The sequence below is a fragment of the Arthrobacter sp. KBS0702 genome (assembly GCF_005937985.2).
Taxonomy (GTDB): domain Bacteria; phylum Actinomycetota; class Actinomycetes; order Actinomycetales; family Micrococcaceae; genus Arthrobacter.
Genome location: NZ_CP042172.1, coordinates 468,444 through 489,403, shown reverse-complemented (window position 1 = coordinate 489,403; position 20,960 = coordinate 468,444). Strand labels below are relative to the sequence as shown.

The window sequence follows — 20,960 nt, the reverse complement described above, 5'->3', positions numbered from 1 at the left end:
CACGCAATAGTTTCGTAATTCGTGTGATCCTCATCACTTATGGCACTCTCGGCTTGGTTGCTTAGGTTTGGCTAACCTACAGTTTTTCGTAGTGAGCATGCCCTAACTTCCCGCTCACGGAGGTTAGGCACCTACGACCTTTTCCTTGCAGAAAGTAGCCTCATGAAGATCCGCAACAATGCGCTGGCAGGCATCGCCCTCGCCGCCACCGCCGCGCTCAGCCTCGCAGCCTGCGGCTCCGGCGCCTCGACCTCCGGCAGCACCACCGGAGCCGACGGCAAGCCGGCCGGGGAGATTACGGTCTACAACGCCCAGCACGAATCCCTGACGAAGGAATGGGTTGACGCCTTCACCGCGGAAACCGGCATCAAGGTCACCCTGCGCCAGGGCGACGACACCGAAATGTCCAACCAGATCGTCCAGGAAGGCGCGGCCTCCCGCGCCGATGTGTTCCTCACCGAGAACTCCCCCGCCATGGCCCAGGTGGAAAACGCCGGGCTGTTCGCGGACGTGGACAAGGCCACCGTCGACCAGGTTCCGGCCGAATTCCGGCCCTCCACGAACAAGTGGACCGGCATCGCCGCCCGCTCCACCGTCCTGGTCTACGACAAGGCCAAGCTGAGCCAGGACAAGCTGCCCAAGTCCATGCTGGACCTGGCCAAGCCCGAGTGGAAGGGCAAGTGGGCGGCATCGCCGTCCGGCGCCGACTTCCAGGCGATCGTCTCCGCCCTGCTGGAACTCAAAGGCGAGGCCGCCACGGAGGAATGGCTCAAGGGCATGAAGGAGAACTACAAGGCGTACAAGGGCAACAGCACGGCCATGAAGGCCGTCAACGCCGGCGAGGTGGACGCCGCCCTGATCTACCACTACTACTACTACGGCGACCAGGCCAAGACCGGCGAGAACTCCAAGAACGTCACGCCGTTCTACTTCAAGAACCAGGACCCCGGCGCGTTCGTGTCCGTCTCCGGCGGCGGCGTGCTCAAGTCCTCGAAGAACGCCGCGGCCGCCCAGGCCTTCCTGAAGTTCATCACCGGCAAGAAGGGCCAGGAAGTGCTGCAGAAGGGCACGTCCTTCGAGTACGCGGTCGGCTCCGGCGTACCGGCCAACGACAAGCTGGTGCCGCTCCCGGAACTCCAGGCCCCCAAGGTCGATCCGGCCAAGCTCAACTCCGCCAAGGTCACCGATTTGATGACCAGGGCAGGACTGCTCTAACCAGTGACCAGAACACTGGCGGCTCCCGGAACCACCGGAGGCACGACGACGGCGGGCAGGGGCAAGCGCCCCCGCCCGCCTTTCGGCGTCTCCGTGGTGGCCATCCTGGCGGTCCTGATCGCCCTTTTCTCGTTGATCCCGCTCGGCTACGTGGCAGTCATGACGGTGGCCACCGGTTGGGACACCGCCGTCGGCCTGATCTTCCGCGCCCGGGTGGGCGAGCTCCTGCTCAACACCGTGCTGCTCACGGTGATCACCGTGCCGCTCTGCCTGGTCCTGGGCGTGGGCGGCGCCTGGCTGGTGGAACGCACCAACCTCAAGGGCCACAAGGGCTGGGCCGTCCTGCTCGCCGCGCCGCTGGCCGTTCCGGCGTTCGTCAACAGCTATGCCTGGGTCTCCGCCGTTCCCTCGATGGGCGGGCTGTGGTCCGGGGTGCTGATCGCGACGCTGTCCTACTTCCCGTTGGTCTACATCCCCGCTGCCGCGACGCTCAGCCGGCTCGACCCGGCGATCGAGCAGTCCGCCGCGTCCCTGGGACTCGGGGCCTGGCGCGCCTTCTTCCGTGTGGTGCTGCCCCAGCTCCGGATCGCAATGACCGGCGGCGCGCTGCTGGTCTCGCTCCACCTGCTGGCCGAGTACGGCGCCTTCGCGATGATCCGCTTCGACACCTTCACCACCGCGATCATGGTCCAGTACCAGTCCACCTTCAACGGGACGGCCGGGAACATGCTGGCCAGCGTGCTGGTGTTCTTCTGCCTGATCCTGCTGCTGGTCGAGGTGCGCAGCCGCGGCACCGCCCGGTACGCGCGGGTGGGTTCCGGCGCCCAGGCCCGTGCCCTGCGCCTGCCGCTGCACGCCTACCAGCTGCCCGCGCAGCTGTCCCTGCTGGCCCTGACCGGGCTGGCGTTCGGGCTTCCGCTGACCTTTGTGCTGCGCTGGATCTACGCCGGCGGGTCCGACGTCTGGGCGGCCGAGGCGTTCCTGCCCGCGCTGCTGCAGACCCTCGGCTACGGCCTGGCCGGCGCCCTTGCCACCACGGTGGTCGCGTTCCCGATGGCGTACCTCGCCGTGCGGCATCCGGGCTGGTTCAGCAAGGCCCTGGAGCTCTCCAACTACATCACCAGCTCGATGCCCGGGATCGTCGTCGGCCTGGCTTTCGTGACCGTGAGCATCCGGATGGCGCCCGCCCTCTACCAGACCACCGCGCTGCTGGTCGCCGCCTACGTGCTGCTGTTCCTGCCGCGGGCACTGGTGAACATCCGCTCCGGGCTCGCGCAGGCGCCCAAGGAGCTCGATGAGGCCGCGCAGGCCCTCGGCAAGCCGCCGTTGCTTGCGTTCCTCCGGGTCACCCTGCGCCTCACCGCCCCGGCTGCGGCAGGCGGCGCCGCCCTGGTGTTCCTCGGGATCGTCAACGAGCTGACGGCCACGCTGCTGCTCTCCCCCAACGGGACCCGCACCCTGGCTACCGAGTTCTGGAGCAAGAGCAGCGAAATCGACTACGCCGGCGCCGCACCGTACGCCCTGCTGATGATCCTGATCTCGGCGCCGATGACCTACCTCCTCTTCCAGCAGTCCAAGAAAGCAGCGGGACAGTGACCGAACAAAACCCCTCCCGGCTTCCGGAACCCCGGATCGCCCCCTCCGTGGCGCCCAGCACCAACAGCCACCTCGAGGTCGAGGCCGTGACCAAGAACTTCGGCTCCCAGGCTGTCCTCAAGGGTGTCAACCTCCCCGTCGCTAAGGGCGGGACGACGGCGATCGTGGGCCCCTCCGGCTCGGGCAAGACCACCTTGCTGAGGTTGATCGCCGGCTTCGAACACCCCGACACGGGCAGCATCTCGCTCAACGGCACCAAGGTGGCCGGCGACGGCGCCTGGGTTCCCGCGCACAAACGGCATGTCGGCTATGTGGCCCAGGACGGCGCCCTCTTCCCGCACCTGACCGTGGGCCAGAACATCTCCTTCGGTCTGGACGCCGGCAAGCTCCCCGGCGGCCACCGCGGCATCAAGTCCCGGGTTGCCGAGCTGCTCGAGATGGTCGCGCTGGACCCGGCCATGGCCAAGCGGCGGCCCCACCAGCTCTCCGGCGGCCAGCAGCAGCGCATCGCGCTGGCCCGCGCCCTTGCCCGCGAACCGGAACTCATGCTGCTGGACGAACCCTTCTCCGCGCTCGACGCCGGGCTGCGCGTCGCCACCCGGCGCACCGTCGGCAAGGTACTCCACGACGCCGGGGTGACCACCATCCTGGTCACCCACGACCAGGCCGAGGCGCTCTCCTTCGCCGACCAGGTGGCGGTGATGCGGGGCGGAAAGCTCGCCCAGATCGGCAACCCGTTCGTGGTCTACACCCGCCCCGCGGACCGGGCCACCGCGGAGTTCCTGGGCGACGCGGTGATCCTGGACGCCTGGATGGAAGGCTCGCTCGCGACCTGCTCGCTGGGCGGCATTCCGGTCCGCCGGCCGCCGGCGCAGGGCCGCGTGCAGCTGATGCTCCGGCCCGAGCAGATCCGGATCGCGGAGGACGGGCCCATCCGCGGCACCGTCGTGGACACGGACTACTTCGGCCCGGAGACCACGGTCCGGCTCAAGCTCGCCGTCCCGCCGGTCCTCGCCGAGGGCGCCGTGGCGGACCACCGCTACCCCGGCGGCGGCGAGATCATCACCATCCGGCACTGGAACGCCTCGATCGCCCGCCCCGGCACCGAACTTTGCCTGCGGGTGGTGGGTGAGGCCGTGGCCTTCCCGATGGAGGACGACGCGCAGGACTGAGCGCCCGCGGCCGGGCCTAGGTCGGGCCCGGGCCTCCGGCATAGGCTGGGGCGCATGACTGTTCAACCAGCCCTTCACCGCCAGCACTGCTCCGTGGCCGCCCCCACCCAGGTATGGCTCGACGCCGACGGCCGGCTGGCCGGCGGCGCACCCGGCACCGACACCGGTACAGGTACCGGCACCGGCGGGTGGTTCACCGGGCTGCTGCACGGGGACACCCGGATGCTGTGCCGGGCCGAGGTGACGGTCAACGGGTTCGCGCCCGAACCGGCCACGGTGGAGGCCTCCCCGGGCGGCGTGCTCCGCGTCCGCGGCCTGGTACGCGGCATCGAGGGGCCCACCGAGGACCCCGCCGTCGAACTCCTCCAGACCTGGACCGTAACGCCCGGCGCCGTCCGCGTCTCGCTGCGGGTGAGCACCTCGCAGGAGGCGGTAGACGCAGAGATAGAGGTGCGGCTGGCCGCGGATTTCACCGACATGGCCGCCATCCGGCTCGGCCGCTTCCGCGACCCGTTGCAGCCCGCCGCGGCGGACGCGTCCTCGCTGCGCTGGAGCGAGGGCGGCAAGACCCTGACGGTCTCCGCGCCGGGAGGGGTTGGCCCCGGGGAGCGGCTCAGCTGGCGCGGCACCGCGGGCCGCGGCAGGCCGCTGGAAGCGGAATGGCAGGCCGTGTTGAGCGACAGTGAGGACGCCGTGGTGGCCGCACCGCTGCCGGCTCCCCGCCGCATCCGGGCTGTGCCGGAGGGGCCGCTGGGCCTGCTCCTGGACAACTCCCTCGACGAACTCGACGGACTCCGGCTGGCCAGCCGCCAGGCCCCGGACGCACCCTTCCTGGCCGCCGGGGCACCCTGGTACTTCACCCTCTTCGGCCGCGATTCGCTCTGGGCGGCGCGGCTGCTGCTCCCACTCGACGCCCCCTTGGCCGCCGGAACCCTGCGCGCCCTCGCCGCCTACCAGGGCACCAAAACCGACCCTGCGGCGGCCGAGGAGCCCGGCAAGATCCTGCATGAACTGCGGGCCAAGGAACTGGTCCTGGAAAGCCAGGCGTTGCGGTTGCCGCCGGTGTACTTCGGCGCGGTGGACTCCACCCCGCTCTGGCTGTGCCTGCTGGGCGAGTTGGGCCGTGCCGGCACCGACGACGGCGCAGTCCGTTCCCTGCTGCCCAGCGCCGCCCGCGCCGCTCAGTGGCTGCTGGCTGCGGGCTCGGCCAGCAGCGGAGCTGCGGGGACTGCCGCCGCCGGCACTACCGCCAACGCCGGTTTCCTCAGCTACCAGGACACTTCCGGGCACGGCCTGAGCAACCAAGGCTGGAAAGACTCCCGGGACGCCATGCAGTTCAGCGACGGCCGGCACGCGGACGGCCCGATCGCCCTTTCCGAGGTCCAGGGCTACGCCTACCAGGCGGCCGTGCAGACGGCGGACCTGTTTGACGCCTATGGCGAGCCGGGAGCCCAGGAGTTGCGCGACTTCGCGGCGGCGCTGAAGCACAACTTCCGCGAGCGGTTCTGGGTGCAGGACGGCGCCGGTAGCTTCCCGGCCATGGCGCTCGACGGCCACGGCGAGCCGCTGGACATCCCGGGGTCCAACATGGGGCATCTGCTGGGCACCGGGATCCTGGAGGCCGGTGAGGCGCGGCTTGTGGCGGACCGACTGCTCGGCCCGGAGCTGTTCTCCGGCTACGGCCTGCACACCCTGTCCCGGCGGGCGGCGGGCTTCTGGCCTTTCAGCTACCACTGCGGCTCGGTCTGGAGCCACGACACCGCCATCGCGATCCGGGGCCTGCTCGCCGAAGGATTCACTGCCGAGGCCCGCGTGCTCGCCGAGGGCCTGCTGGCGGCCTCCGGCGCGTTCGGCCACCGGCTCCCGGAGCTCTTCTCCGGTGTCACCGCTGCCGAGTCCGGGCGGGCGGTGCCGTATCCGGCCTCCTGCCACCCGCAAGCCTGGTCCTCGGCCTCGGCGGTGGTCCTCGCCCAGGCCCTCGGCGTCGCCTTCTAGGCTGCCGGGACTGCCTTCCGCGCGTCCCGCAGGCCGTCCACCAGGACCACGATTCCCGTCACCGCGACCGCCAGCCCCATCGAGGCCACCACGTCCGTCAGCCAGTGGTAGCCGAGGTAGAGCCGGCTGAACGCGACCAGCAACGTTCCGGCTGCCGCCGCCGAGAACGCCAGCACCGCCGTCGAACGCCGCACCGTCCGGGCCCCGCCGTGCCCCAGCAGCAGGTACACCAGCACCAGCAGGAAGACGCCGGTCCCGAACGTGTGCCCAGAGGGGAAGGACAAGGCATCGTCCGGGCCCATCAGGAAATCGGCGGCCGAGGGCCGGGCGCGTGCGATCTGGTGCTTGATGAGGGTGGAAGCCCCGAAGGTGGCCGCCATGGCTCCGAGGAGCAGGGCCGGCCGCCAGACTTCGCGTTTCCAGAGGGCCCAGCCAAGCGCCAGCAACCCCCCGATGACCGTCATCCAGGTCGGGGAGGTGACGGTGCTGACTGCGGCCAGGATCGCGGTGGCGACGGGCGAACGGCCGGCGACCAGGGCGTCGTGGACACCGCCGTCGAGCAGCGCGAGGCCGGATTTCGTCTGGACCGCGGCCAGCATAAGCCAGAAAACAGTCTCGCCAGCCACCAGCAGTCCGGCGGCAGCAAAGAACGCCGCGCGCTGCGAGCGCACGGCGGGCTCGGCACCCCTGGGCTGCACGAGTTGGGTATTAGGCATTGGGCTACTATGCCAGTTCTGGCTGTCGGTATCCCGAACCGTTACTGGGAAGGCGCTGAAAGCCCCGGGTCCGGCCGCCGTTTTTGCGGGTAGGGCGTCTCGTGGCGGGCGAGCATTTCCACGAACCCCGCGATCTTGCGTTCCCGCGTGGCAGGCTGCTTGACCGCGTTGGTCCGGTAGATCAGCGCGTACCGGTTCACCGAGGTCAGGACGTCGAACATGGCCTGGGCCCGCGGTTCCGCCGCAATGGCCGCGGCGAGATCCTCCGGCACCTCCGCCGAGGCCTGGCCCGAGTAGGCCGCCTCCCAGCGGCCATCCGCCTTGGCGCTTTCGACGGCGGCCCGCCCCGCCGGGGCCATCCGTCCCGCCGCTTCGAGGCGCCCGATGCGTTCCACGTTCCGGGCCGACCAGACGCTTTTCGGTCCGCGGTGGGTCATCCGCTGGAAGGACGTCTCCGCGTCCCGGCGCCGTCCCTGGCCGTCGATCCAGCCAAAGCAAAGCGCCTCCTGCAGGGCGGCCTCGTAATCCAGCTCCGTCACCGAACCACCCTTCTTGTGCAGCACCAGCCACACTCCGGGGCTGTCCGCGTGGTGCCTCTCCAACCAGGCGCGCCAGGCGGCGGCATCTTTCACCAGCAGTTCCTCTAGCTCATCGGCCATGGCACCATTGTGCTCCCGGCCCCAACCCATCAGGGAGACTCCCATGCTGCGTGTCCGCCCCATCCATTTCACCTCCCGGCTGGATCAGTGGGAGCGCCTGCTGGCCGACCTGGGCATGGTCAAGACCGTCGACGAGGCCACCTGGCGGGAGTTCGACGCCGGCGCCGGGCGCCTCGCGCTGCATTTCGCCGAGGCGGGCTCCGCGGAGGACGGCACCACCGCTTTCGGCGTCAAGGTCGGCGACTTGGCGGAGTTTGCCCGCCGGACCAACGAAGCCGGTGCGGGCAGTGCCGGCACCACCGCCGAGCTCATCGAGGCGGACCACGGACCCTCGTGCCGGGTCACGGCCGATGGCGGCTTCAGCTTCCTGGCCGACCCCGCCACGCGGGCGTCCGACGGCACCTGGTCCACGTCCGCGGAGGCGGATCCGGGCCTCGCCGTCGTCGGCGTCTGGTTTGCGGAGGATCCGACGGCGGCGGCCCGGACACTGCGCGACATCGGGGCCCGCCCCCGCCCGGCGCCCGACGCGGACGCCACCGAAACCGAGGCGTTCACGGCGAAAAACGGCGGGGTGCTGATGGTCGACGCGGCCGCCGGGACTGCTCGGGGAGCCGGGGGCGCCGGGCTGGGCTTCGAATACGGGGGCGACCTTGAGCTGCTGCGGGAGCGCCTCGCCGGGGCGGGGCACGACGTTGCGATGCGGGAGGAAGCCGCCGTGCCGCTCCTGCACGTCGGCAACCCGGACGCCGACGGCGGCTCCGCCCACCCGCACGCCCTCTGGATCTCCTCGGCGCCGGAAGGGGCCTAGACCCGGTCCGTGCCGGTGGTGTCTGCCTCGGCGGTGTCTGCGTCGGCGAGCGCCCCGTGACACAGCCGGCTGAGTACCTCCGTGAGCATGGCGACGCCCGCCACGGTGTCCTCGTCCGTGGTGAATTCGTGCTCGTTGTGCGAGATGCCGTCCACGCTGGGGACGAACAGCATGACGGTCGGGACCAGGTCCTTCATGTTGGTGGAGTCATGCCCCGCCAGGGTCATCACCTGCCGGCTGGACAGGCCCAGGTCCGCGGCGACCTTGGCCGCGAGTTCCACACCCTCGGGCTGGTAGGGGGTCACGGGCCACGAGTGCCCCTGGTGGCGCTGGACGGTGACGTTGGCCAGCCGCTCGATGCCGGTGATCCGCTGGTGCAACAGCGCGTCGGCCTCGGCGAGGACTTCCTCATCGGCACTGCGCAGGTCCAGCAGCAGGTTGACCCGTGACGGCACCACGACCGGTGAGTTGGGGTAGACCGTCAACTGGCCCACCGACGTGTGCAGCACGCCGGAGAATTGGTCGGCGAGCTCGCGGGCTGCCACCACCATCATGGACGCTCCCAGCAGGGCATCCTTGCGGTCGGCGATCACGGTGGACCCGGTGTGCGCCTGTTCGCCGTGGACCACGAACTCGTACTTGTTGGCTGCCCAGTTCGAATGCACCAGCCCGATCGTGATGCCGCCCCGCTCCATGCTGCGGCCCTGCTCGATGTGGATTTCGGCGCAGTATGCCGCCTCCGGACCGTCGTAGTCCCCGCGGCCCCCGATGGCGTCCAGGGCTTCTCGCACCGAGGTCCCGGCGGCGTCCGTGGTCTCCAGCGCCGTCTCCAGGGCGAGCTTGCCGGTGTAGACCGAGGAACCCATCATGGACGGCTTGAACCGTGAGCCTTCCTCGTTGAACCAGTTGACGACGGCGATGTTGAACTTGGGCGCACCGGTCCCGGGGTTGCCCGGGGACCCTGCGGCCCACGCCTCCGTAAGCCGGAACGCGGCATGGGCCGCGGCCAGGACGCCGTAGGCGCCGTCGTAACGGCCCGCCGTCGGCTGTGAGTCCATGTGCGAGCCGACCACCACGAAAGGCGCCCCGGGGACTGCCTCGTAGAGGCCCCACTGGTTGCCGGCGCGGTCGAACCTGACGCTAAAACCGCGTGCCTCGAGCAGACCCGTGAGCCAGCGCCGTTGCTCGCCGTCGGCCGCGGTGGCCGCCTGGCGGTCCACCCCTCCGTTGGGTGTGGCGCCGAAGCGGCTCATGGTGGCGAAGTCGCGGAGGAACGCGTCGTCGGCGGGACTGAATTTGCTGGTGGTCACTGATTCCCCTGGGGCTGGTGGCGGGCTGGTGGGTTGGGTGTTGGCGCTGCGCTTATTGGTGCCGCACGGCCGCGGCGCCGCCGGACAGGGGTCCGGATAGCGGTCCCGACAACGGTCCGGGGAGCGCCTTGTGGGTGAAACGGCCGCCGACGGCGGTGGCGAGGACTTCCAGGCCGTCGATCCGCTCCGCGGTCAGGGGCGAGCCGGACAGCACGGTGAAGTCGGCCAGCTTGCCGGGTTCCAGGGAGCCCTTGAGCTGCGCCGCCCCGGTGGCCGCCGCAGCCCCCGTGGTGTAGGCCGCCAGTGCCTGCCGGGGGGTCAGGCATTCCGACGGGTTGCCGAAGAGCGCTCCGGAGGAGGTGCGCCGGTCGACGAAGGCCTGCATGCCGCGCAGGACGTTGCCGTCTGCCACGGGCCGGTCCGAGCTTCCGGCCAGGGTGACCCCGGCCTCGAGGAACGACGACGCCCGGTACGCCCAGCCGATGCGTTCAGGGCCGAGGGACGCGGTCATGCCGTCCCCGCCCTCGTGGAAGAAGCTTGCTTGCGGCGTCACCGCGATCCCGGCGGCGGCCAGCTGCTCCAGCTGGTCCGGGCGGGTCATCGACGCGTGTTCGATGCGGTTGGGAACGGCCCGCCGCCCGAACCGGCGTTCGCAGCCGGCGATGATGTCGATGGCCAAATCCACCGCCCGGTCTCCGATGGCGTGCGCGGCAATGGACCAGCCGGCGGCGTAGGCGGCTTCGATCTCGGCGCGGAGCTGCAGCGGATCGGCCTGGAAGTAACCGACGTTCCCGGCGTTGTCCTTGTGGCTGTGGCTGCAGAACTCCTGGCTTACCGCCGCCGTCTCGCCGAGCAAGGACCCGTCCAGGAAGACCTTCGCCGGGCCCAGCGAGAGGAACTCGCCGCCGAATCCCGTGGCGATGCCCAGGTCCAGCCCGGCCGGCGCAACCCCCGGGGAATCCTGGTCATGGCCGGCGAGCGGACGCAATACCTCGAGCACCGGCATCAGCTGAGCGCGCGCATGCAGCCGGCCGTTTTCCGCCGCCCGCTGGTAGGCGGCGAGTTCCACCGGGCTGTGGCCGATCCAGCCGCCGCCGATCCCGGCCTCAGTGAAGCTCGTGATGCCCTCGGAGGCGTAGCGCCGGGTGGCCCGTTCGAGCGCCGTCTCCAGGTCCGCGATCGGGTAGGGCAGGATGAGTTGCTGGACCAGCTGCTGCGCGGTTTCCTCCACCAGCCCGGTCGGCCGCCCGGCGCCGTCACGGACAATCACGCCGCCGTCGGGGTCGGGGAAGGAGGCGTCGTCGGCGCCGGCAAGGCGGAGGGCCGCGGTGTTCACCACCGCCATGTGGCCGGAGTTGTGGCGCATCAGCAGGGGGCGTTCGCCGGTAATCCGGTCCAGCACGGCGATGTCCGGGAACTCCCCGCCGTGGTGTTGCTGGTTGAATCCGGTGGCCAGCAGCCAGGAGGTCGAGGCGGTCCCGGCAGGCCCGGGCTGGGCGGCGATTTCGGCTTCCAGCAGCGCGTAGAGCTGGGCCAGGCCGCGCGCCCCGGCCACGTCCAGCTCGCCGAGGCCGAGTCCGAACCAGGCGCTGTGGCAGTGGGCGTCGATGAAGCCGGGCGTCACCGTCGCGCCGTCAAGATCCAGCACCTCGGCGGCGTCCAGCCCCGCCACGTCTTCATCCAGGCCGACGATGCGGCCCTGCCAGATGCCCAGGCTGGTGGCCGAGGGCCGCAGCGGGTCCATCGTGATGATGTCTGCGTTTCTCAGCAGCAAATCGAGTTTCATATTCTGGTGCGGCTTTCAGCGGTGGGAGGTGGTGACCGATTTGATCCGGGTGTAGTTCTCCAGCCCGAACACGGAGAGGTCCTTGCCCGTGCCCGAGTGTTTGAAGCCTCCGTGCGGAGCCTCGGCGGGGATCACCTGGTGGCAGTTGATCCAGACCGAGCCGAAGTCGAGGTCATTCGACACCCGGGTGACCACGCCGTGGTTGTTGGACCAGACGCTAGAGGCCAGCGCGTATTTGGTGCCGTTCGCGAGTTCCAGTGCCTCCGCCTCGGTGGCGAACGGCTGCACGGTGACCACGGGCCCGAAGATCTCCTCCGCGACCACTTCGTCGGACTGGACCACACCGTCGATCACGGTGGGGGCAAAGTAGAAACCGGTGCCGCCCCGCTTGCCGCCGGTCAGGACCCGGGCGTTGGCCGGCAGCCGGTCCATGAACCCCTCCACCCGGTCCAGCTGGGCGGCACTGTTGAGCGGACCGAGGTCGGCGTCGTCGCCTCCCACCTTCAGCTCCGACGCCGCCGCGGCGAGCGCCTGGGCAAATTCGGCGTGAATCGCCTCTGCCACGAGGACCCGGGTCACGGCCGTGCAGTCCTGCCCGGCGTTAAAGAACGCGCCCAGCGCGATCTCCCGGGCGGTCTGCGGGATGTCGACGTCGGCGAACACAATGGCGGGAGCCTTTCCGCCGAGCTCCAGGTGAACATCCTTGAGCGTGGCGGACGCGGCGGACATCACCTGGGCGCCGGCGCGGGTGGAGCCGGTGATGGAGACGAGTTCGGGAACGTCGTGTTCCACCATCGCGGCGCCCGTTTCCCGTCCGCCGCAAATCACATTCACGACGCCGGCCGGATAGATCCGTTGGGCAAGCTCAGCCAGGATGACCGTGGACCACGGCGTGGTGTCGGCGGGCTTGAGCACGAGGGTGTTGCCGGCCGCCAGGGCGGGCCCGATCTTCCAGATGGCCATCATCAGGGGGTAGTTCCAGGGTGTGATCTGGGCGATCACGCCCAGCGGCTCGCGGCGCACGGTCGAGGAGAACCCGGCGACATACTCCGTCTGCGCCGTGCCCGACACCACGCGGCAGGCCCCGGCAAAGAAGCGCAGTTGGTCCGCGCCGCGCAGGATCTCGATGCTGCGGGTCACGGCCGCCGGCTTGCCGGTGCAGGCCACCTCGGCCTCCAGCAGCCGGTCCGCGTTGGCTTCGATCAGGTCCGCGAGCGCCAGCATCATGGCCTGGCGCTCGGCGGGGGTGGTCCGCTTGTAGCTCTCGAACGCGGCCCGCGCCGCGGCGAAGGCGCGGTCGACCGTGGCGGCGTCACTGTCCGGGGCGGTTCCGAGCTGCTCGCCGGTGCGGGGATCGAAGAACGGCAGGGTCGCAGCGGCGCCGCCGTCGTCGTCCGCCCCGTTGATGATGTTCTTGAGCGTAATCACGTGGGCTCCAGTTAGTTGCTTGCAGTCTGGGTGATCGGACCGCCGGGTCCTGTGGGAGATGCAGGACGGCGGGCAGGCCGGACGCTACGGCACGCCGGAAGGCCGGGGCGAAGTCCTCGGGCGAGTCCACGCGTTCGCCGTAGCCGCCGTAGGACCGTGCCAGCGCGGCGAAGTCCGGGTTGGTCATCTGGGTGCCGGAGGGACGCCCGGGGTAGTGGTTCTCCTGGTGCTCACGGATCGTGGCGAAGATGCCGTTGTCCACCACCAACGCGATGAAGCGTGCACCATGGCCCATGGCGGTCGCGATTTCCTGGACGTTCATGAGAAAGCAGCCGTCGCCGGCCACGGAAATGACCTGCCGCCCGGGGTACGCCAACGATGCGGCCACCGCGGCAGGGATTCCCATGCCCATGGCCCCGTTGCGGGGCGCTGCGAGCGAGTTCGCCGCGTTGTGCTTCAGGTAGCGCGCCGCCCACAACGAGTGGTTGCCCGCGCCGTAGGTGATGACCGCGTCCTCGTCCATCTCCTGGTTCAGGATTTCCATCACGACGTCCAGGTCGACGTACTCCGATTCTTCGGCACTGCCCGCGTCCGGCTGTGCGGTGGAGAACTTTTCGTAGTCGGCGCGGGCCTCCGCCAGCCAGCCCGCGGCCGGCCGCACAGCAGACGAGGTGCCGGCGAGCGCCTCGGCGAAGGCGGCGACGTGGACCGGCAGGTGCTGGTCCACCCGGCCGAAGTGTCCCTTGAGGTCGGCATCGGGGTTGACCACAACGGTGACCGCGTCGAGGCCGCGCGTGTAGCCGTCGGAGAGCACGTCGGAACGGACACACCCCACGAAGACCAGCAGGTCGGCGTCGTCCAGGCGCCGGGCGTTGGCGTCGCTGCGCGCATAACCGAGGTAGCCGGCGTAGCTGCCGCTGCCGTGCGGAACGGCGTCGTAGGCGCGGAAGTCGGCGAGCACCGGGATGCCGTGGCGTTCCGCCCAGCCGGCAAGGGCGTCCGAGGAGTGCTGGTCCCAGCCCTCGCCGCCCACCACCACAAGGGGCTTCGCGGAGGCCGCAAGGCGCTCCTCCAGCTCCGCCAGCCCGGCAGCCGCGGGCTCCGTCCTGGCCACCCGGCGAGGTTCAACGGTGGCGGCGTCCACGGCCTGTACCAGCACGTCCTCCGGCAATCCGATCACCACCGGCCCGGGCCGGCCGCTGAGAGCCGTGAAGACCGCGTCGTCCACCACGCGGGCCGCGGAGGCGGCGTCGTCGAGCGTCACGACCTTCTTGGCCGTGCTGCCGAACCAGGCGTTGATGTCGAATTCCTGGAAGGACTCCCGGCCACGGTCGGCCACCGGGATGAGGCCCACAAAGAGCAGCATCGCGGTGGCGTCCTGATGGGCGGTGTGGACGGCGATGAAGGCGTTCGCCGCCCCGGGCCCCCGGGTGACCATGGCGACTCCCGGGAGGTCGGTCAGCCGCCCCTCGGCCACCGCCATGAATCCGGCGCCGCCCTCGTGGCGGGTGACGACGGCTTCGATGGCGGAGTCGTGCAGCCCGTCCAGGACATCCAGGAAACTCTCACCCGGAACTCCGTAGACCCGCCGGATCCCGGCCCGTTCCAGCTGCGCGACGATCAGGTGGCCGGCGGTGGTGCTCAATGCTTCATTCCCTCTTCCTCGATGCTCAGGGCGGGCAGCAGGAGGCCGGAAATCGCGGTCAGCGCGGAGACCACCAGCAGGATGATGGCGCCGGGCCAGAACGAGTTGCCGGCCGCGGCGACGAGGGCCGTCGCAAACAGCGGGATGAAGCCGGAGATGACGCCGGCGCTGTTGGAGGTGATGGCGACGCCGGTGTAGCGGACCTTGGTCGCGAACAGGGCGGTCAGGGCGGTCCCGGAGACGGCGTAGGGGATGGACAGGGTGGCGACGCCGACGATCATGGCGAGGATCACCAGGACCGGATTGGCGGTGTTGATCGCGAGGAAGACCGGGATCGCGACGACGGCCGATGCCACGCCGCCCCACAGGATGACCTTGCTGGCGCCGTACTTTTCACCCATGCGGCCGGCCCAGATCAGGAAGAAGATTTCGACCACGGCGGCGAGCAGGGACCCGGCCAGCAGGACCTCGGAGGGCATCTTCAGGACCTTGGTGCCGTAGAAGACGACGAAGCTGGTGATCAGGTAGAAACCGCCAATGCCAAGCAGCGCCGACCACATGCCCACGAGGATCTGGCGCCAGCTCTTGGTCAGGACGCCGCGGATGGGGGCGTGCTCGGTTTCGCCGGCCTCCATCAGGGCTTCGAACTCCGGGGATTCGCTGAGCTTGCTGCGGATCCAGAGTGAAATGGCCAGCAGCGGGAGGGCCGCCACGAACGGGATGCGCCAGCCCCAGGCGTCGAAGTTGCTCTGGCCGACCAGGGCCAGCATGCCGAAGAAGCCGCCGGAGGACAGGATGGTGCCGATCGGGGAGCCGATCTGCGGAAGCGCCGCGTACCGTGCGCGCTTGGTCACCGGGGCGTTCTCGACGGCGATAATCACCGCGCCGCTCCATTCGCCGCCGACCGCGAGCCCCTGCAGGATCCGCAGCGCCACCAGGATCGCCGGGGCGGCCGCACCGATGGTCATGTAGTTCGGCAGCACGCCGATCAGGCCGGTGACCACGCCGATCCCGACGATGGTGACCATCAGGATCTTTTTCCGCCCGATCTTGTCGCCCAGGGCGCCGAAGATGAAGCCGCCGATCGGCCGGGCGACGAAACCGACCGCCAGGGTCGCGAAGGAGCTCATGGCGGCGACGAACGGGTCCTGCGACACGAAGTACTGGGTGTTGAAGACCAGGGCGGCCGCGGTGGTGAACAGGAAGAAGTCGTACCACTCCAGTGCGGTGCCCACCAGGGCCGCGAGCGCGACCTTCTTGGTCACGCTCTCGTCGACAATGCGGGGCGGCTGCGGATTCAGCTGCGCGGTGGCGTTGCTTGCCATGGTTTCTCCCATAGTGCGGAAGGGATGGAATCGGCCGTCCGGCCGGAGTGGTGGCGGCTGAGTGTGACTGCGCTCACCCGGCTGCTCTCCCTCATTCTGCCAGCACAATTCACCCAAATAACTAGCAGTGCATCACGCAAATCCGTGTCTAGAATGTGAAAATGCACAATTTTCGTTCGCCGGGCGACGCCCTGCGCTGGGCCGAACTGGTGGAACTGCTCCATGGGCGGATTGAGGCCCTGGCCGAAGTCTTCGCCGCGAGGGTCCTGGAAATACCCGAATACGCGGAGAAGCAGGTCGGTTCCGGTGACCTTGAAGTCACCGCCCGGGAAACCTTCCGGCGGCTGGTCGACGGCCTGCGCGGCCACAAACAGCGCGAAGGGTCCGGGCAGGAGGCCGGTGCGGAACCCGAGACGGAGTCCCTCCTTGGCTTCGCCGGGGACCTCGGGGCCAAGCGGGCCCGCGCCGGCATCCCGCCCGAGGCGCTGATCTCGGCCGTGCGGCTGGATTTCAGCATCATCTGGGAATGCCTCCTGGAGATTGCCGACGTCGAGGACGCGGCCCTGCTGGCTTCCCGGGTCGACAGGGTGTGGCGGGTGGTGGACGAGTTCGCCACCCGCACGCACACCAGCTACCTGACTGAGCGGGTACGGATGGCGCAGGAAGAGTCCAGCATCCGCCGCGAGTTCATTGCCCGGCTCTTCAACCAGTCCAGCCCCTCCGCGGAAACGGTCAACCAGGTCGCCGCCGCTCTCGGCGTGGACCCCGCGGCGCACTTCGGGCTGGTTGCCGCCAGCGGCGGCGCGGCCGTGAACCTCCGCAAGACCGCGACGGGTCTCGGTTCCGGGCAGTACCGAACCCGGTTTTTTGTCCACGAGTTCGGCGGGAACACCTACGCCTTCTGGCCCCTCCCGCCGCACCGGGAAGCTACCCGTCCGGCCGTTCCCCCCGCACTCGGCGGAATCCTTTGCGGTTACATCCCGGATGTCGCCGGGCTGCGCGCCCTGCCGGCGGCGGCCCGCACCGCCGAAATCCTGGCCTCGCTGCTGCAGCCCTCGGACGCGGGGCCGCTCTCCGCCGAGGCCGCCTGGGCGCGGCTGGCCAAACAACAACTCGACGATGCCGGGTTGGACCTGCTCACGGACCTCGACGCGGCCCTCTCGGTGTGCCGGGGCGGCGAACGGGACCGCCTGGAAGAGACGGTACGGAGCTTCCTCGCCACCGGGAGCATCACCGTCACGGCGCAGCGATTGTTCTGCCACCGCAACACCATCCTCAACCGGATCAGCAGGTTCCAGGAACTGACCGGAGTGGACCTGGCCGTCCCCGCGCAGGCGGCCCGCGTGGTCGTTGCCTGGGCCTGAATCCGGCCGCAGGCTGAACCGTGTGACCACGCCCGGGGACCCCGGATGCGGTAGAACTTAACCATGAACGTTCGCACCCCCGACCCCAATCCCGGCTGGCTCTCCGACGACGATCTCTTCGAGGCCCGCGGCCGGCTTCCCATGGTCTACGTCGAGGCCGTACCGGTCCGGCTGGACCCGCTCGGGTTTGTGAACGAGGTCGGCACGCTGCTGCAGGCCGACGAGGACGGCACCATGATCCGCTCCCTGGTGTCCGGCCGGGTGCTGTACCGCGAGACCATCCGGGCTGCCCTGCTCCGCCACATGGAAAAGGACCTCGGCCCGCTGGCCTTCCCGCAGCTGCCGATCAGCCCGGTCCCCTTCACGGTGGCCGAATACTTCCCTTCCCCGTCCCACACCGGGTTCACCGACGACCGGCAGCACGCCGTCGCGCTGGCCTACATCATCCCCGTCACCGGCGAATGCTCGCCCCGCCAGGACGCCCTCGAACTGACCTGGATGACTCCGGAGGAAGTGCTGAGCTCGGACGTGCAGCTGGAGTTCAGCGGGGGCCGCGGGGCGCTGATCCGCCAGGCACTCGCCTTCGCGGGCGTCGGTCACTAGGGGTCTCCGCACCGAGCCGCTGGACCGCCGGGGTCCCCGGCGTCCCCGACTTCTGGCGCCGGCCTTTGTAGACTGGTGAGCGGACCGAAAGAGAATTTAAGGACTCCAGATGACCCACCCCACAGCCTCACTGAACTACAGCGAACGGCAGGCGGGATCTCTGCGGACCGGGGATCTGCTGCTCCTGCCCGATGCCACGCGCACCGCCGAAATCCAGTCAGTGGACGTCGACAACGACGATTTCGGTTCGCCGGCCATCGTGCGGGCCACCCTCACCGGCGGCGGCGTGCTGCGGATCGCCGCCGGCTCCGTGGTCCTGGTCCGGGACAGCGAGCCGGACTCTCCGGAGGCCACCCCCGCGGACTCCATCCCTGAGGCCTCCGCGGACCGGGCCGCCGCTGTGTCCGCGGACGACGGCGGCCCGGAACTGCAGCTGGTCCAGCACCTCCCCGCCGAAGACGCCAGCCCTGCGGCGGCCCCCGCCGTCGTCGTCCCTCCCCCGCCCGTGGCCCCGCCGGCTGCCAGCGGTCCCAGCGAAGCGGACCTGGCCCTGATCCCGGCCCCGGAGGGAACCCCCGAGTCGGTGGTCGAGGCCGCGGCCGAAGCGCATCCCGACGCGCTGGGTGTGCTGCTGCTCAGCGACCGCCTCACCAAGGGCATCAACACCAAGTCCGGCAGCTGCCTCAAGGACCTCAGCGACCTGGCCCATGAACTGTTTGTGGTGCTCAAAGACGCCGAGAATGCCCTCGCCGTCGCGGACCTGCTCAACGTTCTCCCCTTCGACGGGAACCCCGGCCGCTGGGCCTCGGTCGAGGCGTCCCTCGCGCTGGCCAGCTACATCTGCCGCCAGCGCGGGGAAGAAGAACGCGCCGAAGTGTACGAGAAGTTCCTCCGGGCGCCGGACTCGATGGAGACGGACCCCTTCAAGGCCCGGATCAACGCCAAGGTGCGCCAGCGCTCCCTCAACGAACCCAACCTGTACGACAAGGAAATCTTCCGGGCCATCGATAATTCCAACCCTGACGCCGAACGCGAATGGCGCCTGCTGCGGCTCGAGGCACTGCTCTTCCTGCGCGCGCACGGCGGCTCGCAGACCATCGGCGGCCCTGAACTGGAGCGGCGGATCGGCAACGAACTCGAGTCCGTCCGCGGCTGAGCGCACCGGGACGAAGTCGGGTTCCGCGGCCCGGCCGGGGCGCCTGCCTGGTGGACGTTTGGCCCTACCCGGCGGCCGCCGTGCGTTGTAGATTCACCCCATGACGAACAATCTCAGCGTGGTGATCAACTCCGACGCGCCGCAGGTCTGGACGATGCTGCGCGAACCCGCGAAGGTGGCCCAGTGGCACGGCTGGGAGGCCGACGACCAGGCCGCCGAGATCAATGCGATCTACTTCGGCCCCAACGTGGTCGAGAGCGCGGACCACACCTCCATCGTCGTCGACGGCGGCGATATCTTCACCCTCAAACCGGTCCCCACCGGCACGGAAGTCAGCGTCACGCGTGCGGCGATCGACCACAACTCGGAGTGGGCGGCCTGGGATGAGGACATCACCCAGGGCTGGCTGACCTTCCTGCACCAGCTGCGCTTCGCCCTGGAGCACCACCCGCACGGCAAGCGGCGGACGTTCTTCTTCTCCGTGCCCGGGACCGGGGGCTCCGCGATCGACAAACTGGGCCTGTCCGAGGTGCCCAAACCCGGCGAACCGTATTCGCTCACCCTGGCCACCGGTGAGGAGATTTCCGGGAAAGTCTGGTTCCGGAGCAACCACCAGGTGGGCCTGACGGTCCACAGCTACGCCGAGCACGGCGACGGGCTGCTGATTGTCGCCGACCAGCCCGCCATCCCCGACGTCCGGCCCGACGGCGGCTCGCTGGGGATCATCTCCACCTACGATCTCGGCGCGCACCGGCTCGAAGCCATCCGCAACCACTGGGACACCTGGCGGGCTGAGAACTACCCCACATCGGACCCGCTGCACTAAGGGATCCGCGGTGTTAGCTGGCACACTTGAACGGTGCCAGCGAATCCTGACTTTGCGCCCCTGCCCGCCGCCCCTGCCCGGCAAGGGGAGTTTTCCTTCCGAGTGGGCAAGCGCCTGAGCGAAACGTGCGCGCCGTCGGGCTCTCAGGTTGCTGAAAACGGCGGCGAGTTCCTGGGCCGCACCGGCACCATCACTACCCCGCACGGCGAGATCCAGACCCCGGCGTTCATCGCCGTCGGCACCAAGGCCACGGTCAAATCCGTGCTGCCGGAAGCCGTTGCCGAACTCGGCGCGCAGGCCGTCCTGGCCAACGCCTACCACCTGTACCTGCAGCCCGGCGCGGACGTCCTGGATGAGGCCGGCGGCCTCGGCGCCTTCATGAACTGGCGCGGCCCGACGTTCACGGACTCCGGCGGCTTCCAGGTGATGAGCCTCGGTTCGGGGTTCAAGAAGGTCATCGACATGAAGTCGGTGGACACGTCCGGGCCCGACGACGCCGTCGCCCCCGGCAAGGAGCGCCTCGCCCACGTGGACGAGGAGGGCGTGTGGTTCAAGAGCCACCTCAACGGCGACCGGCACCGGTTCAGCCCCGAGATCTCGATGAACGTCCAGCACCAGATCGGCGCGGACATCATGTTCGCCTTCGACGAGCTGACCACGCTGCAGAACTCCCGCGGCTACCAGGAGGAGTCCCTGGAACGCACCCGCCGGTGGGCCGAACGATGCATCACCGAACACTTCCGGCTCACGGAGGAGCGGGTCGGGAAGCCGTACCAGGCGCTGTTCGGCGTGATCCAGGGGGCCCAGTACGAGGACCTGCGCCGCAAGGCCTGCCGGGATCTCGGTGCCATGAACTTCGACGGCTTCGGCATCGGCGGGGCGCTGGAGAAGGAGAACCTGGGCACGATCGTGCGCTGGTGCAACGAGGAGCTGCCGGAGAACAAGCCCCGGCACCTGTTGGGCATCTCCGAACCGGACGACATTTTCACCGCGATCGAGAACGGCGCGGACACCTTCGACTGCGTCTCCCCCACCCGGGTGGCCCGCAACTCGGCGTTCTACCACCCCACGGGCCGGTACAACCTCTCCGGGGCGATGTACAAGCGCGACTTTGGCCCGCTGCAGGAAGGCTGCGACTGCTACGCCTGCCTGAACTACTCCCGGGCGTACATCCACCACCTGTTCAAGGCCAAGGAGATGGTCTCGGCCACCCTGATCTCGATCCACAACGAGCGTTTCGTGGTGAAGATGGTCGACGATGCCCGCCGCGCCATCGAGGACGGCACCTTCTTCGAGTTCAAGGCCGAGACCCTGGGCCGGTACTACTCCTAGGCGCGACCCGCCCCTCGCCCCGTC

At 69.6% G+C, this 20,960-nt stretch carries 17 protein-coding genes; 10 read left to right on the top strand and 7 right to left on the bottom strand.

What is annotated here, in order from left to right; translation table 11 throughout:
• Positions 1 to 162 precede the first annotated feature (162 nt).
• Genes FFF93_RS02330 through FFF93_RS02315 form a run of 4 tightly spaced genes read left to right on the top strand, consistent with a single transcriptional unit; the run spans position 163 to position 5,978 of the window.
• Entirely contained in the window at positions 163 to 1,215 is a 1,053-nt protein-coding gene (locus tag FFF93_RS02330; RefSeq protein ID WP_138767500.1) for an iron ABC transporter substrate-binding protein, read from the top strand.
• 3 nt (positions 1,216 to 1,218) lie between these two features.
• Complete coding sequence (locus FFF93_RS02325; RefSeq protein ID WP_186372212.1) at positions 1,219 to 2,811, top strand: iron ABC transporter permease; 1,593 nt, start codon at positions 1,219 to 1,221, stop codon at positions 2,809 to 2,811.
• Positions 2,808 to 3,983, top strand: coding sequence for an ABC transporter ATP-binding protein (locus FFF93_RS02320; RefSeq protein WP_186372211.1), 1,176 nt, complete (start codon positions 2,808 to 2,810; stop codon positions 3,981 to 3,983). The genes FFF93_RS02325 and FFF93_RS02320 overlap by 4 nt, the downstream gene beginning before the upstream one ends.
• 54 nt (positions 3,984 to 4,037) lie before the next feature.
• The gene (locus tag FFF93_RS02315; protein ID WP_138767501.1) at positions 4,038 to 5,978 is read left to right on the top strand and encodes a glycogen debranching N-terminal domain-containing protein; all 1,941 of its coding nucleotides are present in this window, start codon (positions 4,038 to 4,040) and stop codon (positions 5,976 to 5,978) included.
• Here the strand turns inward: FFF93_RS02315 and FFF93_RS02310 are convergent.
• Positions 5,975 to 6,694, bottom strand: coding sequence for a phosphatase PAP2 family protein (locus FFF93_RS02310; RefSeq protein ID WP_138767502.1), 720 nt, complete (start codon positions 6,692 to 6,694; stop codon positions 5,975 to 5,977). The two genes, FFF93_RS02315 and FFF93_RS02310, sit on opposite strands and share 4 nt — an antisense overlap.
• Before the next feature lie 41 nt (positions 6,695 to 6,735).
• Positions 6,736 to 7,353 carry a YdeI family protein gene (locus tag FFF93_RS02305; RefSeq protein WP_138767503.1) on the bottom strand — a complete coding sequence of 206 codons (618 nt, stop codon included), beginning with the start codon at positions 7,351 to 7,353 and terminating at the stop codon, positions 6,736 to 6,738.
• Between the two features lie 43 nt (positions 7,354 to 7,396).
• Between FFF93_RS02305 and FFF93_RS02300 the strand changes: the two genes are divergently transcribed.
• Positions 7,397 to 8,161, top strand: coding sequence for a VOC family protein (locus tag FFF93_RS02300; protein ID WP_138767504.1), 765 nt, complete (start codon positions 7,397 to 7,399; stop codon positions 8,159 to 8,161).
• Here FFF93_RS02300 and FFF93_RS02295 read toward each other — a convergent pair.
• From FFF93_RS02295 to FFF93_RS02275, 5 genes are all read right to left on the bottom strand, one after another.
• Positions 8,158 to 9,414, bottom strand: a complete 1,257-nt coding sequence (locus FFF93_RS02295; RefSeq protein WP_222424664.1) for a M20 family metallo-hydrolase — start codon at positions 9,412 to 9,414, stop codon at positions 8,158 to 8,160. The two genes, FFF93_RS02300 and FFF93_RS02295, sit on opposite strands and share 4 nt — an antisense overlap.
• A 109-nt stretch (positions 9,415 to 9,523) precedes the next feature.
• Complete coding sequence (locus tag FFF93_RS02290) at positions 9,524 to 11,257, bottom strand: amidohydrolase (protein ID WP_138767506.1); 1,734 nt, start codon at positions 11,255 to 11,257, stop codon at positions 9,524 to 9,526.
• 15 nt (positions 11,258 to 11,272) lie between these two features.
• The gene (locus tag FFF93_RS02285; RefSeq protein WP_138767507.1) at positions 11,273 to 12,685 is read right to left on the bottom strand and encodes a gamma-aminobutyraldehyde dehydrogenase; all 1,413 of its coding nucleotides are present in this window, start codon (positions 12,683 to 12,685) and stop codon (positions 11,273 to 11,275) included.
• The gene (locus tag FFF93_RS02280) at positions 12,570 to 14,330 is read right to left on the bottom strand and encodes a thiamine pyrophosphate-dependent enzyme (protein ID WP_138767508.1); all 1,761 of its coding nucleotides are present in this window, start codon (positions 14,328 to 14,330) and stop codon (positions 12,570 to 12,572) included. Before FFF93_RS02280 ends, FFF93_RS02285 begins: the two co-directional genes overlap by 116 nt.
• The gene (locus tag FFF93_RS02275; protein WP_138767509.1) at positions 14,327 to 15,655 is read right to left on the bottom strand and encodes an MFS transporter; all 1,329 of its coding nucleotides are present in this window, start codon (positions 15,653 to 15,655) and stop codon (positions 14,327 to 14,329) included. Before FFF93_RS02275 ends, FFF93_RS02280 begins: the two co-directional genes overlap by 4 nt.
• Before the next feature lie 161 nt (positions 15,656 to 15,816).
• On the opposite strand from FFF93_RS02275, the gene FFF93_RS02270 reads away from it, so the two are divergent.
• From FFF93_RS02270 to tgt, 5 genes are all read left to right on the top strand, one after another.
• Positions 15,817 to 17,019, top strand: a complete 1,203-nt coding sequence (locus FFF93_RS02270; RefSeq protein WP_138767510.1) for a CdaR family transcriptional regulator — start codon at positions 15,817 to 15,819, stop codon at positions 17,017 to 17,019.
• 63 nt (positions 17,020 to 17,082) lie between these two features.
• Positions 17,083 to 17,622: an NUDIX hydrolase family protein gene (locus FFF93_RS02265; RefSeq protein WP_138767511.1), complete on the top strand. Its 540-nt coding sequence runs from the start codon at positions 17,083 to 17,085 to the stop codon at positions 17,620 to 17,622.
• A gap of 109 nt (positions 17,623 to 17,731) precedes the next feature.
• Positions 17,732 to 18,778 (top strand): DUF6707 family protein, encoded by a 1,047-nt coding sequence (locus FFF93_RS02260; protein ID WP_138767512.1) that lies wholly within the window; start codon positions 17,732 to 17,734, stop codon positions 18,776 to 18,778.
• Between the two features lie 100 nt (positions 18,779 to 18,878).
• Positions 18,879 to 19,604 (top strand): SRPBCC domain-containing protein, encoded by a 726-nt coding sequence (locus FFF93_RS02255; RefSeq protein WP_138767513.1) that lies wholly within the window; start codon positions 18,879 to 18,881, stop codon positions 19,602 to 19,604.
• Between the two features lie 33 nt (positions 19,605 to 19,637).
• Positions 19,638 to 20,936, top strand: coding sequence for a tRNA guanosine(34) transglycosylase Tgt (gene tgt / locus FFF93_RS02250; protein WP_138767514.1), 1,299 nt, complete (start codon positions 19,638 to 19,640; stop codon positions 20,934 to 20,936).
• The last annotated feature ends 24 nt before the right edge of the window (positions 20,937 to 20,960 follow it).

Bases quoted from the DNA above. Each gene is read 5' to 3' on its own strand.
- FFF93_RS02330 (WP_138767500.1), top strand. From the start codon at position 163: ATGAAGATCCGCAACAATGCGCTGGCAGGCATCGCCCTCGCCGCCACC.
- FFF93_RS02315 (WP_138767501.1), top strand. From the start codon at position 4,038: ATGACTGTTCAACCAGCCCTTCACCGCCAGCACTGCTCCGTGGCCGCC.
- FFF93_RS02310 (WP_138767502.1), bottom strand. From the start codon at position 6,694: ATGCCTAATACCCAACTCGTGCAGCCCAGGGGTGCCGAGCCCGCCGTG.
- FFF93_RS02305 (WP_138767503.1), bottom strand. From the start codon at position 7,353: ATGGCCGATGAGCTAGAGGAACTGCTGGTGAAAGATGCCGCCGCCTGG.
- FFF93_RS02300 (WP_138767504.1), top strand. From the start codon at position 7,397: ATGCTGCGTGTCCGCCCCATCCATTTCACCTCCCGGCTGGATCAGTGG.
- FFF93_RS02295 (WP_222424664.1), bottom strand. From the start codon at position 9,414: ATGAGCCGCTTCGGCGCCACACCCAACGGAGGGGTGGACCGCCAGGCG.
- FFF93_RS02290 (WP_138767506.1), bottom strand. From the start codon at position 11,257: ATGAAACTCGATTTGCTGCTGAGAAACGCAGACATCATCACGATGGAC.
- FFF93_RS02275 (WP_138767509.1), bottom strand. From the start codon at position 15,655: ATGGCAAGCAACGCCACCGCGCAGCTGAATCCGCAGCCGCCCCGCATT.
- FFF93_RS02270 (WP_138767510.1), top strand. From the start codon at position 15,817: ATGCACAATTTTCGTTCGCCGGGCGACGCCCTGCGCTGGGCCGAACTG.
- FFF93_RS02265 (WP_138767511.1), top strand. From the start codon at position 17,083: ATGAACGTTCGCACCCCCGACCCCAATCCCGGCTGGCTCTCCGACGAC.
- FFF93_RS02260 (WP_138767512.1), top strand. From the start codon at position 17,732: ATGACCCACCCCACAGCCTCACTGAACTACAGCGAACGGCAGGCGGGA.
- FFF93_RS02255 (WP_138767513.1), top strand. From the start codon at position 18,879: ATGACGAACAATCTCAGCGTGGTGATCAACTCCGACGCGCCGCAGGTC.